This is a genomic window from Streptomyces pratensis, from assembly GCF_016804005.1.
Lineage (GTDB): Bacteria > Actinomycetota > Actinomycetes > Streptomycetales > Streptomycetaceae > Streptomyces > Streptomyces pratensis_A.
Genome location: NZ_CP051486.1, coordinates 1,671,801 through 1,686,064, shown reverse-complemented (window position 1 = coordinate 1,686,064; position 14,264 = coordinate 1,671,801). Strand labels below are relative to the sequence as shown.

12 protein-coding genes are annotated in these 14,264 nt (G+C 70.7%); all 12 read right to left on the bottom strand.

Annotated features, from left to right (window positions below; translation table 11 throughout):
* Complete coding sequence (locus HED23_RS07500; RefSeq protein WP_203182632.1) at positions 1-981, bottom strand: ABC transporter permease; 981 nt, start codon at positions 979-981, stop codon at positions 1-3.
* Positions 978-2,033 carry an ABC transporter ATP-binding protein gene (locus HED23_RS07495; protein WP_203182631.1) on the bottom strand — a complete coding sequence of 352 codons (1,056 nt, stop codon included), beginning with the start codon at positions 2,031-2,033 and terminating at the stop codon, positions 978-980. Before HED23_RS07495 ends, HED23_RS07500 begins: the two co-directional genes overlap by 4 nt.
* Before the next feature lie 215 nt (positions 2,034-2,248).
* Entirely contained in the window at positions 2,249-3,928 is a 1,680-nt protein-coding gene (locus HED23_RS07490; RefSeq protein WP_203182630.1) for an ABC transporter substrate-binding protein, read from the bottom strand.
* A 131-nt stretch (positions 3,929-4,059) separates the two neighbouring features.
* Positions 4,060-5,034, bottom strand: a complete 975-nt coding sequence (locus HED23_RS07485; protein ID WP_203182629.1) for a LacI family DNA-binding transcriptional regulator — start codon at positions 5,032-5,034, stop codon at positions 4,060-4,062.
* Positions 5,035-5,988: 954 nt separating this feature from the next.
* Positions 5,989-6,546: a hypothetical protein gene (locus HED23_RS07480; protein ID WP_203182628.1), complete on the bottom strand. Its 558-nt coding sequence runs from the start codon at positions 6,544-6,546 to the stop codon at positions 5,989-5,991.
* A 32-nt stretch (positions 6,547-6,578) separates the two neighbouring features.
* A complete protein-coding gene (locus tag HED23_RS07475; RefSeq protein ID WP_203182627.1) occupies positions 6,579-7,103 on the bottom strand; it encodes a hypothetical protein in 525 nt (174 codons plus the stop codon).
* Positions 7,018-8,139, bottom strand: coding sequence for a sporulation-delaying protein SdpB family protein (locus HED23_RS07470; RefSeq protein ID WP_203182626.1), 1,122 nt, complete (start codon positions 8,137-8,139; stop codon positions 7,018-7,020). Before HED23_RS07470 ends, HED23_RS07475 begins: the two co-directional genes overlap by 86 nt.
* The gene (locus HED23_RS07465; protein WP_203182625.1) at positions 8,133-8,753 is read right to left on the bottom strand and encodes an SdpA family antimicrobial peptide system protein; all 621 of its coding nucleotides are present in this window, start codon (positions 8,751-8,753) and stop codon (positions 8,133-8,135) included. Before HED23_RS07465 ends, HED23_RS07470 begins: the two co-directional genes overlap by 7 nt.
* Before the next feature lie 694 nt (positions 8,754-9,447).
* Positions 9,448-10,266 carry an RICIN domain-containing protein gene (locus HED23_RS07460; RefSeq protein WP_203182624.1) on the bottom strand — a complete coding sequence of 273 codons (819 nt, stop codon included), beginning with the start codon at positions 10,264-10,266 and terminating at the stop codon, positions 9,448-9,450.
* A 380-nt stretch (positions 10,267-10,646) separates the two neighbouring features.
* Entirely contained in the window at positions 10,647-12,254 is a 1,608-nt protein-coding gene (cimA, locus tag HED23_RS07455; protein WP_203182623.1) for a citramalate synthase, read from the bottom strand.
* Positions 12,255-12,531: 277 nt separating this feature from the next.
* Entirely contained in the window at positions 12,532-13,173 is a 642-nt protein-coding gene (locus HED23_RS07450; protein ID WP_238441872.1) for a TetR/AcrR family transcriptional regulator, read from the bottom strand.
* Positions 13,174-13,177: 4 nt separating this feature from the next.
* Positions 13,178-14,200, bottom strand: a complete 1,023-nt coding sequence (locus tag HED23_RS07445; RefSeq protein ID WP_203182622.1) for an agmatine deiminase family protein — start codon at positions 14,198-14,200, stop codon at positions 13,178-13,180.
* Between the last annotated feature and the right edge of the window lie 64 nt (positions 14,201-14,264).

Sequence of the window (14,264 nt, the reverse complement as noted above, 5' to 3'; positions counted from 1 at the left end):
TCAGGCCTCCTTGCGGGTGCGCGGGTCGAGGAGGGCGTAGGCCATGTCGGCCAGCAGGTTCGCCGCGAGCACGGACAGCGTGATGATCAGGAAGACGCCCTGCATCAGCGGGTAGTCCTTGGCCCCGACGGCCTGGAACAGCTGGAAGCCGATGCCCGGGTAGGAGAAGACCATCTCGACCAGCAGCGTGCCGCCGACGATGAAGCCCAGCGAGAGGGCGAAGCCCGAGATGTTGGGCAGGACGGCGTTGCGTGCGGCGTAGGAGAACATCACGCGCCGCTCGGACAGCCCCTTGGCCTGCGCCACCATCACGTAGTCCTCGGAGGAGACGGTCACCATCATGTTCCGCATGCCGAGGATCCAGCCGGCGATGGCGCTCAGCACGATCGTCACCCCGGGGAGCACCCCGTGGTAGAGCGCGCTGGAGATGAACGGCCAGTCGAAGGCCGGGACCAGGGAGTTGTCGTACCCTCCGGCGGCCGGGAAGACCTGCCACTTCACCGCGAACACCGCGATGGCGATGAGGCCGAGCCAGAAGTAGGGGATGGCCGAGATGAAGGTGGTCACGGGCAGCAGCCCGTCCAGCCAGGAGCCGCGCCGCCAGCCGCTGTAGACGCCGATGCCGGTGCCGAGCAGGAAGCTGATCAGGGTGGTGATGCCGACCAGCGCGAGTGTCCAGGGCAGTGACTGGGCGATCACCTCACCGACCGGGGTCGGGAAGAAGGTGAAGGACAGACCGAGGTCGCCGTCGAGAAGGTGCGACCAGTAGTCGGTGTACTGCGACCAGACGGACTGGTCCTCGTCGAGCCCGAACAGCGCCTTCAGGGAGGCTATGGCGGAGGTGTCGAGCTGCCCCTGGTACCGGCTCATCAGGGCCTCGACCGGGTCGCCGGGCATCAGGCGCGGGATCAGGAAGTTGATGGTGATGGCGGCCCACGCGGTGACCGCGTAGAAGGCGAGCCGCTGGAGGATGTACTTCACTTCGCTGCTCCCTCGGCGGTGGTGCCGTCGTACAGCCAGCAGGCGGCCCACTGGCCGTCCGCCAGGTCGAAGCGCGGCGGCAGTTCGGTGCGGCAGCGCTCCATGGCCTTGGGGCAGCGGGGGTGGAAGCGGCAGCCGTCCGGCGGGGCGATCAGTGAGGGCGGCTCGCCGCTTCCGGTCTCTTCCTGCGCTTCCTCGTCCGCGACCCGGTCGGGGTCCGGCGCGGAGGCGATCAGCAGCTGGGTGTAGGGGTGGGCGGGATGCTGGGTGACGGTCTCGCTGTCACCGCCCTCGACGATCCGGCCCGCGTACATCACCAGCGTGGTGTCCGCGAAGTAGCGGGCCGACGCGATGTCGTGGGTGATGTAGAGGATCGCGAGGTGCAGCCGCTCCTTGAGGTCGCGCAGCAGGTTGAGGACGCCGAGCCGGATCGACACGTCGAGCATCGAGACCGGTTCGTCGGCGAGCAGGACCTGCGGGTCGGCGCCGAGCGCGCGGGCGATCGCCACGCGCTGGCGCTGCCCGCCCGACAGCTCGTGCGGGAACTTGTCCAGGAACTGATGAGGAGGAGTCAGCTGGACGCGTTCGAGCAGAGCGGCCAGGTTCTTCTCCAGGTCCGCGTCCCCGCTCCCCGCCCGGCCGTGGATCTTCAGTGCCCGGGTCAGGTGGTAGCGCACGGTGTGCACCGGGTTGAGCGAGGCGAAGGGGTCCTGGAAGATCAGCTGGACCTGCTTGACGTACGTACGGAAGGACCGGCCACGCCCGGCCTTCACCGCCGTGCCGCCCAGGTGTATCTCCCCGGAGGTGAGCGGGTACAGCTGGGCGAGCAGCCGTGCGACGGTGGACTTCCCGGAGCCCGACTCCCCCACCAGCGCCGTGACGGTGCCGCGCCGGAGCTTCAGCGACACGTCGTCGACGGCGTGGACGGTGCGGTGTCTGCGGGCGAGGAGGTCGCCCGCGGTGCGCCGTACGGGGAAGTGTTTGGTGACTCCGCGTGCTTCGAGCACGACGTCGTTCTCGGTGCGCACGGGTGCGGACTGTTCGGTGGTCATGGTCGGTTCTTCCCAGTGCTTGGAGGTCCGGCAATTGGGGGGTGGAAGAAGGAGCGGGGTCGGGTGCGTGCAGCTGCGAGGCGGAGGATCGACGCGACGCGGAGCCCTGCCGATCGACGACGCCGCTGGGGGCCCCTCCCTGCTCGGGCGAAGCCGAGAGCTCGGGAGAGTGTGTGCCCAACCCCGTTACGCCGCCCGCCGATTGCCGGACCCTCCTACTTGGCGGGCTTCAGGTTCAGCACGACTTCCAGCGCGTCGGGCTGGGTGTGCTGCGGGGCTGCGTAGGGGTCTTCCTCCGTCGGCCAGCCGACCCAGTTCTTCGTGGAGTACTCGGCGCCGATGGGCGCCGCCGCGGTCGGGACGACCGGTGCCTGCTCGACCATGATCTTCTGGAGCGTGTTCATGGCCTTGGTGCGCGTGGCGTCGTCGGTGGCGTTGGCGTACGCCTTCAGCGCGGCGGTGGCCTCGGGGCTCTTGAAGCGGCCGAAGTTTCCGAGCTGGGAGCTCTTGCCGACGGGCTGGAGGATCGCCCCGTCCATGATGTTCTGGTACATGTCGTACGGCGTGGCACCACTGTTGGTCCAGTGCAGCGTGGCGTCGAAGTTGCCGGTGGCGACGTCGTTGCCCCATGCCTCGGCGGTCTGCGTCTTGACCTTGGCCTCGATGCCGAGCTGCTTGATGTTGTCCTTGATGATGGACAGCCCGGTGATGTAGTCGTTCCAGCCGGCCGGGTCGGTGAAGGTGAGCTCGACGGGCTTGCCGCCCGGGTCCTTCAGGACCCCGCCGCTGAGCTCGAACCCGGCCTCGTCGAGGATCTTCTTGGCTCCGGCCACGTCGGGCGCGGTGGTGGCGTCCTTGTACTCCGGGGCGAGGAAGGGCTCTCCGGCGGGCAGCGGGATGCCGGTCGGGTTGCTGATCTCCGGGTAGAGGGTCGCCTGGGCCTGCACGTGGATCGCCTTGCGGTCGATGACCATGGCCATGGCCTTGCGCAGGGCCGGGTTGTCGAAGGGCTTGCGGGCCGTGTTGAACCACAGGCCGTGGATGCCGAGCCCCGAGGGGAACCACAGCTTGTGGTTCTTCGGGTCCTTCGCGATGTACAGCTGCTTGTAGTTCGGCATGAAGACGAACGACCACTCGAGCTTGCCGTTCGCCAGCGCCGTCGTCGCCGCGCTGTTGTCGTTGTACGCGGAGTAGCGCAGCTCCTTGACCTTGGTCTCGCCCTTCCAGTAGGTGGGCGTGGCGATCAGGGTGGTGGTCTGCGGGGTGAAGGTCTTCAGCTTGTACGGGCCGGAGCCGACCGGGGTGCGGTTGGGCCAGGTCTCCGGGTTCTCGACCTTCTCCCAGATGTGCTTCGGCACCACGTAGGTCGTGATGATCTTGTTCTGGTTGACGAACTGGGATTCCTTGAAGGTCAGGACGACCTTCTTGCCCTCGATCGTGACGCCGTCGTAGGGGATGCCGTTGCCGTTGAGCGCCGGGTGCTTCTTCAGCAGCTCGAAGGTGAACGCGACGTCGGCCGCGGTCAGCGGTTTGCCGTCGGCCCACTTCGCCCGCTCGTCGAGCGTGAAGGTGAGCTTGGTGAAGTTGGACTCCCAGTCCCACGCGGTCGCCAGCCACGGGTTCGCCTTGTCGGTGGGACGGATCTGGTTCGTCATCGCCAGCGGCTCGTAGATCATGTGCCGGTAGCCGAGCGTGGCGCCGGCCGAGGTGGCGAGGAAGGGGTTGCTGTTGTTCGTCTGCGGCCCGTCCGGCTTGCCGAGGGTCAGCACGCCGGAGGCACCGGCGCCGCCCCCCTTGTTGGCGCCCGAGTTGGCGGACGAGCATCCGGCGGCGAGCGCGACCACCGCGGTGGCGACTGAGAGCGCTCTCAAGGTGTGACGACGGCGTACGGACATGACTACTCCAGGAGGACTGCGGGTCCGGGGGATCCGGTGGCGTGGGCAGCGCTGGACGCGCCGGGTGCGTGTGGTGCGGCGGGTGCGGCTGGGTCGGGGATACGGACGGGTGACCGGCTGGGCCGGGTCCGTTACGGCGCCGAGTGACGCACGACCAGTTCGGTGGGCAGCACGACCGGGCCGTCCGGTACGGCGGTGCCGCCGAGGTGGGAGAGGAGGAGGCGGGCAGCCGCCTCGCCCATCTGCCGGGTGGGCTGGTGCACGGTGGTGAGGGGTGGTTCGGTGTGCTGCGCCATCGGGATGTCGTCGAAGCCGACCACCGCGATGTCGTCGGGTACGCGGCGGCCGGCGGCTCTCAGGGCGCGCAGGACCCCGGCCGCACTGACGTCGTTGTGGGCGAAGACCGAGTCGAACTCCGTACCGGCGTGCAGGAGTTCCTCCACGGCGAGCCGGCCGCGGCCCTCGGTGAAGTCCCCGTCCACGACCAGCCCGGTGGGCAGGACCGACTGGAAGCCGGCGAGCCGGTCGCGTACGCAGCCGAAGTGCCTCGGGCCGGTGACGATCAGAGGCCTGGTGCGCCCCGCGGCCCGCAGGTGGCGGGCCGCTGACGCCCCTCCTTCGTGGTTGGTGGTCACGACGGAGGGGAATTCCGGGTGGTGGCCCCGGTCGTCGATCAGCACGATCGGCAGCCCGGAGCGGTGCAGTTCGGTGAGCTGGTCGAGCGTGTTCTCCGGTTCGACGACGACGAGCCCGTCGAAGGCACGCGCCGACACCTGGGTGGTGAAGCGCTTGACGGACTCAGCTCCCCGGGTGCACGTGAAGAGCAGCAGCCCGTAGTCGGCGGCCTCCACCGTGTCGACGATCCCCTGGAGCACCTCACCCATCCACGGCCAGGTGAACGAAGGCACCAACAGGCCGACCGTCCGACTGCGACCGCGCGCCAGCCCGACGGCGCCGGAACTGGGTACGTAGCCGAGGTCTGCGATCACTTCACGAACACGGGCGGCCGTCGAACCGTCCACTTCGCCCTTGAGGTTGATGACCCGCGACACGGTCGTCTTGCTGACGCCGGCCTCACGGGCGACATCGGCGATGGTGACACGCAACGGGGCCTCCAGGGACAAGGCAGGACAGGGTGATGGGACGGGCTTCGGTACCGGTTCCGCAACCGGTCCCGGAACCGGTACCGGCGTTGCGGCTGGAGTTAACCGCGCCGGAACAGGGGCGTCAATACTTCACACCGAGATTGGTCCGTACCCATGATCGAAGCAGGTCCCATCAGACTTCCGTTCACTTCTTGAACGAACTGGCCTTTGGTGCGGCTTCCTGGGAGAGGTTCGCTCACGGCTCGTCCGACATCGATTCCCCCACGCCACGGATCACGGCCGGGGCGAGCCGCTCGGCCTGGCACGCCGGAGGCCGCGCCTCTTCATATCGTGTGCGATCGAGAAGTCGGCGACAGCCGGGTCAGGCCGGCCGGCCTGACCGCCTGCCCTCGCGGACGCGGCCGGAACACACCCGTCGTCCATGCGGCCGGGACGCGTCTGCCGTCGGCGCGGCCGAAGCGGCCCGGTGCCGGTGCGGCCCGGTGCAGCCGGGACCGACCAGGCCCGCCTGTGGTCCGAGGCCAAAGGCACCCGAGCGAACCGACCATCCGGTGTCCCGGTGCGGCCGATCGGCGACGGGCCGTCGGCACGGAACACTCCGTCAAGGTGCTCGGCGTGCCGCTCCGGATGTCACCTCGGGCGTGAAAACCGACGGAGCGAAAAAGCGGCGGAGCGAAGAAGCGGCGGAGCGAAGAAGCGGCGGAGCGAAGGAGTATCTGTACGACTGCAACGGGTAGGCCGCGCGACGCCTGACGTGTGGCTGCTCGACGGTCCTCGGCGGTCCTCGGCGGGGGACGTGGCCGTCACACCGGCGGACACCGGTCCCGGCGTGGTCGGCCGGTCCCCGGCCAACGGCGCCCGCCTCCCGATCCGGACCCGCGCGTGGGAAGGCGACCGGCCCCGGCTGCGGGGTCCTCCCACAGCCGGGGCCGGTCACAGGCAGAGGCGACAGGGTCACCCGCTCACCGCGGTCACGACGTCATGGGTGAGCCCGTCGGTGGTGACACCTCCGTCCGAGGCGGTGACGGGAAGCCAGACGAACTTCACCACCCAGAGCGCCAGCCACACCACCAGGGCCTTGGGGGTCACCTCCTGGGTCACCGCCGTGTCCGTGGCGCCCGCTCCCCGCAGGGAGGCCAGGGCGCGCGCGGCCTCGCGCAGTTCGTGCCGGGTACGGACGTACGAGCCGCTGACGGCCGCGGCGTGCAACCGGTCGACGATGCCCGGATCGCGGGCTTCCAGCCGGTCCATCAGCGTGTTCTCCAGGGCCGTGTCCGCAGGCGTGGCCGCCGGGGTCATCCCGTGGTGACGGGCGAAGTCCGCGGCTGCGGGCCCGTGCCCGAAGAAGACTCCGCGGAAGACGGCCCGAGCGTCGTGGGCGGCCGGGGCCGCGGTGGTCCGCGAGGAGTCGGCGGGACCGCTCGCGAAGGTGGGCCCGGCCAGCCACAGCCCTCCGGCCAGGACGGACGACGCCAGTGTGACGGCCCAGTACTTCTTACCGTGGTTCTTCATGTGTGTTCGCTTCCTGTCCGTTGAGTTGCGGCTCATGCGATGTGGGTGATCAGGTCGTGGACCAGTTCCTCGGTCCTGAAGGATTCGCCGGTGGCCGCCGTCCAGTTCCACTGGATGCCCCAGAGCGTCTGGGCCGCGTAGACGTACTGGATGACGACGGCGACCAGGAAGAGGCAGGTGCCCGAGACCCCGCCGAGGCCGGTGCCGTCCGCCTCTGCTTCGCGGACCTCCCGGGACAGCGCGTCGCTCGCGGTCCGCAGGGCCGTCCTTGTCCGTACGTGCGATCCGCTGAGCGCGGCGGCGCGCACCTCGTCGATCACCCGCGGATGACGTGCCTCCAGCCGGTCCATGAACACGTCCTCCAGAGAGGTGTGCGCGGGCGTGGCCTCCGGAGCTCCCCGGTGGTACCTGGCCAGCCGTTCCCCCAGTGGGCCGTGTCCGAAGAAGACCCCTCGGAAGACGGTCCGCGCGTCAGGAGCGGCGGAGGTACGGACGGTGTGCGAGACGGCGGCCGAGCTGTCCGCGAAGGTGGGTGAGGCGGCCGAGAAGCCGCTCACCAGCAGGCTGAGGGCCAGGAGCCGGGAAAGTGTCCTGTGCCGGGAGGTCGTCGTCATGGGGGGTTCCCTTCTGTGGTCCGGGCCGGGGTGGCCCGTGGTCCGAGGTGTCGGCGGCCGGCCGCCCGCGGGAGCGGAGCCGCGCCGGTACGCCGAGGTGGAGGGGCAGCGCGTGGTCCGCGCGCCTCAGGAAGAGGAGGTCGAGTGCGGCCATCGCGAGCGAGAACGAGACCAGGCCCATGACGGCGGCGATGGCCGCGTGGAAGAGCAGCGCCGCCACGAGGAACGGCCTCCAGTGCCTGGCGGGCATCACCAGCGCGGCCGCCAGCGCGATCTCGCCCAGCGGTACCGACCAGGTGAGGAGCGCGACCGGGAGGGAATGCTGCATGAGCGGGTCGATGAGGGTCCGCTGCCAGGCGGGTGCGCCCATGTGCGGATCGGACAGCCAGTAGTACATGGCGGTGCCGTCGGCCCACTCGGCCACCCCGAACTTGGCTGTCCCGGCGTGGAAGTACACCACCGCCGCCTGTAGCCGGACGGCTCCGAGCGCGATCCAGCCCGCGATCCACGCATGCCGGAGACGTTCGCCGGGGGCCGGGGCGGCGGGGTCCCGGGCCCAGTGGGAGCGTCGGCCGTCGCACAGGGCGACCGGGACGAGGAGCAGCGTCGCGACGGCGGAGATCTGATCACCGCCGTCGATGACGGACGCGGAGACCTGGAGGCTGTACGACACCCACCAGTGCGGGATCGCGGTCCACCGGGGGGCGAACCCGCTCATGACCACGAGCAGCACCGCCACGGAGATCCACCGGGCGCTCTCCGGGCCGGGTGCCAGGCAGTAGACGGACAGCGACGCCGCTCCCCCGCAGTGGGGTTGGGGGGCGCCTGCCGTTCCGGGGGCGAAGAGTGTGGAGGCCGGATTGCAGACCAGCGTGACCAGGGTTCCGGTCGCGAGCAGAGTGCGGGCGGCCCCGTAGACGTCGGTGAAGGGCGAGGTCCCGCATACCCGGGTCGCCCAGGTTCCCAAGGCGGTCAGCATGTGACCTCCACGGGCAGGATCCGCACGGGCATGCCTTCGTCGACGCCGTGGCGCGCCCAGGTCCAGGGCAGCGGCTCCTGCCGGGAGAAGAGGACCGTCCCGCACACCCGGGGGTGCGCGGAGGCGTTGGCCACCCGCACCGCACCGGTGGCGGCGTCCGCACAGTCCCTCACGGTGTCGCGCAGCGGCAGGGGTGCGGCGGGCGCAGGGCAGGTGAGCCAGCGGGCTCCGCGTTCCAGGGCTCCGGACATGAGCGCTCCGGCTTCCGCCTTCTTCGCCCGCTGGAGACGGCGGGCGCCGAAGAACTCACCGGCCGATGCCTGGGCCGTGAATCCGCCGGTCCATCGGCCCTCCGGCGACCGCTCCCCGGCCGGCCGTTCCCAGAGCAGGACGTCGTCCTCCCGGGGACTCGCGGTGAAGAAGGCCCACCCCTCGGGAAGCACCGACCGCACGGCCTCCCTGTTCTGTCCGGGCAGGCCGAGCGGGCTCGACGGCAGTGAGGCCTCGGCCGCGTACACACCTGCCGTCGACCAGGCACACAGCAGGGCGAGAGTGGTCACGCCCCGGCGCCGTAGGGCGGTGCGGGCGGAGCCGGTATGCGTACGGATGGTCATGATCGCTCCTTGGTCGTGCGGGCACCACGGATCGGCCCGGCGGGCCGGTTCGAGACGCGGTGGGCACCCCGGCCGTACGCCGTCGGAGCCGACGGGGCGTCTGCCGGGGTGTGAGAAGGGGGATTGGCGGAGGAAGTGGCCGCCGGGGCCGGGCCGGAAAAGCATCCGACGGGCACAGCGGGGCTGATCCGCAGTCTGCTGGGGGCGGGGCGACGGGCACAAGGACGGACCGGCACTCTCACCCGTCTCGGGATTCCCGGGCCTGTGACCTGCTGGGACGTCTCCGTCCCGGGACGGGTGACCGACGAGAACAAGCAACCGACGAAGGACGACCGGCGAAGGACGGGCGCGGTGCGGTGTGCGCACGGGCGGGGCGGCACGAGAAAGCCAGGGGGACGCAGGGAGAGCCGGGACGCGCGAGAAGGCACGGGGGGAAGCGCGAAGGTACGGGGGAAACGCGAAGGTACGAGGACACCCGGGGAGGCGCGGGAAGGCAGGGGGATGGGGGAGCACGAAGAGGCGGGGGAAGTCAGGTACACCCCAGGAGGGCTGCCAGGGCCGGACATCTCTGCGGCACAGCCGCCTGACCCCGTGACGCCACGGCAGGACGGGGCCACGGCCGGTCGCGGATCACGCCGGGCGGTCGCCTGCGGGGCTCCGGCCGTCGCCGGTCGCGGCGGCAGGACTCAGGACCTCAGCCCCACTCCTGAGCCTTCGTCGGTTCGCACGTACGGGTGCGCAGTCCGGACGGATCGTCCTCCAGGCACTCGCCCGACTCCCGGTTCCGAAGCTGCACCGATTCGCCCGACGCCGGGGTGACCGACCACCGCTGGGCGTGGGAGTCGCCGCACGCGCTGGTCCCGGTCCCTGTTCCGCCGCTTTCCAGGCACTCGCCCGTGGCGCTGTTCCGGAAGCGCAGGGAGCCGTCGGCGGACCTGACGGGTTTCCACAACTGGTAGGAGAGCACATTGCACTTGTAGGTGCGCAGCCCGTGATCGAGACTGTCGTCGAGACAGTTCCCCGAGGCGCGCCCGACGAAGATCCGGGCGGAGTCCGACGACGGGGGTCCGCCCGCGGCCACCGTCTCCGCCGGGCGGTCACCGCCCTCGCCCGCTGTCCTTGCCGGCCACCCGACGAACGCACTGATCACGCCTCCGAGCAGCACTCCGGCAGTGAGCCCGGCGGTCGCGCAGAGCAGGCGGCTCCACGGGCGCCCCACCCGGAACCGCCGCACCGGCGGCGGGCCCGGAGGCTCGACGGACTGGGTGCGGTCGGCGGCCTCCCACAGGACCCTGTAGTCGGCGGGGTCCGCGCCCAAGGCCGTGCAGAGGTCACGCACGGTGCCCCAGGGCGGAACGGTGCTGCCTCTCAGATACCGGGACAGCGACGAGTCGCTGATCATGACGTCTGCCTCAAGGGAGCGCAGGGTGCGGCCCGACTCCTGCTGGAGTTCCCTGAGGGAGGCGCCCAGTCGCTGAGCCGCCGTCATGTCGCGCTCGCCGCCGCCTGCCATCGGGTCCCCTTCCGGCCGGCCGCTCGTGGTGCTCCGGCCGGCCGATCACCATTGCTGGACGAACATGTCCCAGCAGGTCAGAACCTTAGGGATACCTATATATCGGAGGCAAACGGGACAAGCGTGCGAAGAGTGACATCCCTTCGTGCCACCTGAGTTCTCCGGCCCGCCCGGCGCTCGACGGCTTGACGCCGCTCCCGGCTCCCGGCTCCCGGCTCAGCGATACGGGTCCCAGCACGGCGGCACAGGTCAGCACCGCTCACGGTCGGCACCGCGCTACCGGTCAGCGCGGCAGCGCGGCAGGGCCGGTCCGTACTGTGGGGCACAGCCCGCGCACCGGGATCGGACAGCTTCCCCCCGTACGGGCCGGCGGGCCCGTCTCAGTCGGTCGGCTCCACCCCGGCCCGCAGCAGGCCGTAGGTGTACGCGTCCTCCAGCGCCTGCCAGGACGCGGCGATGACGTTCTCGGCCACGCCGACCGTCGCCCAGTCACCGGATCCGTCGCCCGTGGTGATCAGCACCCGGGTGGTGGATTCGGTGCCCGTGCGGCCTTCCAGGATGCGGACCTTGTAGTCGATCAGCTCCAGCTTGGCGAGCTGCGGGTAGATCCGCTCCAGGCCGACGCGCAGCGCCCGGTCCAGGGCGTTGACCGGGCCGTTGCCCTCCGCCGTGGCGACGATCCGCTCGCCCTTCGCCCAGAGCTTCACCGTCGCCTCGTTGGCGTGGATGCCGTCGGGGCGGTCCTCGACGATCGCGCGCCAGGACTCGACGCGGAAGTAGCGCCGGGGCCGGCCCTCGACCTCGGCGCGCAGCAGCAGCTCGAAGGAGGCGTCGGCCGCCTCGTAGGTGTAGCCCTTGAGCTCCCGCTCCTTGACCCGCTCCACGACCCGCCCTACGAGCGCGCGGTCGCCTCCCAGGTCGATGCCGAGCTCTTTGCCCTTGAGTTCGATGGAGGCACGGCCGGCCATGTCGGACACGAGCATCCGCATGGTGTTGCCGACGAGTTCGGGGTCGATGTGCTGGTAGAGGTCCGGATCCACCTTGATCGCGGAGGCGTGCAGTCCGGCCTTGTGCGCGAAGGCGGAGACGCCCACGTAAGGCTGGTGGGTGGAGGGCGTGAGGTTGACGACCTCGGCGATGGCGTGGGAGATGCGGGTCATCTCGGCGAGCGCGCCCTCGTGCAGGACGGTCTTGCCGTACTTGAGTTCCAGCGCGGCGACGACGGGGAAGAGGTTGGCGTTGCCGACCCGCTCGCCGTATCCGTTGGCGGTGCACTGCACATGGGTCGCGCCCGCGTCCACGGCGGCGAGGGTGTTGGCGACGGCGCAGCCCGTGTCGTCCTGGGCGTGGATGCCGAGCCGGGCGCCGGTGTCGGCGAGGACGGTGGAGACGACGGCCTGCACCTGGGCGGGCAGCATCCCGCCGTTGGTGTCGCAGAGGATGACCACATCGGCGCCGGCCTCGTGGGCGGTGCGCACGACCGACTTGGCGTACTCGGCGTTGGCGCGGTAGCCGTCGAAGAAGTGCTCGCAGTCGACGAAGACCCTGCGGCCCTGCTCGCGGAGGTGGGCGACGGTGTCGCGGACCATCTCCAGGTTCTCGTCCAGGGTGGTGCGCAGGGCCAGTTCCACATGACGGTCGTGGGACTTGGCGACCAGCGTGATCACCGGGGCGCCGGAGTCCAGGAGCGCCTTGACCTGCGGGTCCTCGGCGGCTTTGCCGCCGGCCCTGCGGGTGGCGCCGAAGGCGACGAGCTGGGCGTGCTCGAATTCGATCTCCTGCTGGGCGCGGGCGAAGAACTCGGTGTCACGGGGGTTCGCGCCGGGCCAGCCCCCCTCGATGAAGCCCACGCCGAAGTCGTCCAGATGCCGGGCAATGGTCAGCTTGTCCGCGACCGTCAGGTTGATGCCTTCACGCTGCGCACCGTCGCGCAGGGTGGTGTCGAAGACATGGAAGGTGTCGTCGGGGGCCTTGGCCTTGGTGGTCATGCTGATCTGACTCCTGTCGGGTGAGCGGATCCGGACGAATCGGCTCCACTTGCCCCCATCATCTCGCGTGCCTCGCTCCGGCCGTGGTGTGGGCCGGAAAACGAAAAAACCCCTCGCGGGTGCGAGAGGTCTGCGCGCGGGTCTGGGGCACGATGTCCGTTCCGTACGTGGTGGTACGGGACGGTCACTGCGGACCGGCGCGCCTGCTGCCGATAATCATGGCGAACGAGGACACGGAAGCAGTGTGGCACAGCGGCGTTCCCTGGTCCCGGGTGTCTCAGGATGCGGGCGTGATATCCGTCGCACCGGAGGCCTGCCCGGGCAGGAGCGCGTCCTCCACATATCGGCACATCTGTTCCAGGACCCGCTCCCGCCCGGTCCCGGGGATGCCGACGGTGACGTGGACGCTGAACCCGTCCATCAGGGCGCGCAGCCGGGTCGCGGCCCGGTCGGTGCCGACGGCACGGAGCTCACCGCGTGCGATGCCGTCGGCCAGCAGCTCCACGAGGTCGCGGTGCCAGGCGTCCTCGATGGCCGCCTGTCGGGCGCGGGCGTCGTCGTCGGCGTCCTGGGAGCGGTTCCAGACCTCCAGCCACAGTGTCCAGTGCGGGTCGCGGTGACCGTCGGGGACGTACAGCGCGATGTAGGCGTCGAGCCGCTCGCGTGCAGTGCCGGGCCGGGCGAGCAGGGCCCGGCGTTCGGCACCGAGCCGTGCCTCGCTCCATTCCAGCGTCTGGAGCAGCAGTTCGTCCTTGGTGCGGAAGTAGTAGAGGAGGTGCCCGCTGCTCATCCCGACCTCGCGGCCGAGCCCCGCCATGGTGAGCCCGTCGAGTCCGCGCTCGGCGACGGTGGCCATGACGGCGGCGAGCACGTCCTCCCTGGGCGGGGCGATGTTGCGGCGGCGCGTGGTACGGGGCACGGTTTCAGATCCTGGGCTGTTGCTGCGTGATGCAGTGGATGCCTCCACCACCGGCAAAGATCGTACGGGCGTCGACGCTCGTCACCGTACGGTCCGGGAACAGGCCGGCGAAGACGGCGGCCGCCTCCTCGTCCCTGGGGTCGTCGAAGGCGCAGAGGATCACGCCGTCGTTGCAGAGGTAGTGGTTGATGTACGAGTAGTCGGCCCACCCGCCGTCGGCGTCGTGCAGCACCGTGGGCGCCGGGATCTCCACCACTTCCAGCGGACGGCCCCCGGCGTCGGTGGCGGCCCGCAGGATCCGGACCGTCTCACGGGTGATCTCGTGGTCCGGGTGGGACGGGTCGGGCTGGACGTGGGCGACGACGGTGCCGGGGCGGGCGAAGGCGGCGACGATGTCGACATGGCCGAGGGTGCCGTACGTGCCGTAGTCGCCGGCCAGGCCGCGCGGCAGCCAGACCGCCTTCTCGGTGCCCAGGCGGGCGTGGATCTCGTCCTCGACGGCCTGCCGGGTCCAGCCGGGGTTGCGCTCCTTGCCCAGCTGGACGGTCTCGGTGAGCAGCACGGTGCCCTCGCCGTCCACATGGATCGCGCCGCCCTCGTTGACCAGCGGCGAGCTGTGCACGGGCACTCCGGCCAGCTCGGCGACGCCCCTCGCGATGTGCCGGTCGTGCTCCCACCGGGCCCAGCCCTGGGCGCCCCAGCCGTTGAACGTCCAGTCCACCGCGGCGAGTCGACGGGTCTCGGGTTCGATGACGAAGGTCGGGCCGATGTCCCTCATCCAGGCGTCGTCGAGGGGGCGTACGGCCGTCTCGACGTCGGGGCCCAGGAGCGCACGGGCGGTGTCCTCCTGGCCGGGACCGACGACGACGGTGACCGGTTCGAAGCGGCGTACCGCGCGGGCGACGGCAGCCCAGGCCCTGCGGGCCCCGTCGAGTTCGGCCGCGGTGGCGAAGGTGGGGTTGGGGCCCGGCCAGGCCATCCAGGTGCGCTCGTGGGGGGCCCACTCGGGCGGCATGCGGAAGGTCATGGCGTTCCCTCGGTTCTTTCGTTCGGGTCGGGGACGGTCGTCCCGGGGCACGTGCGCCCGGAAC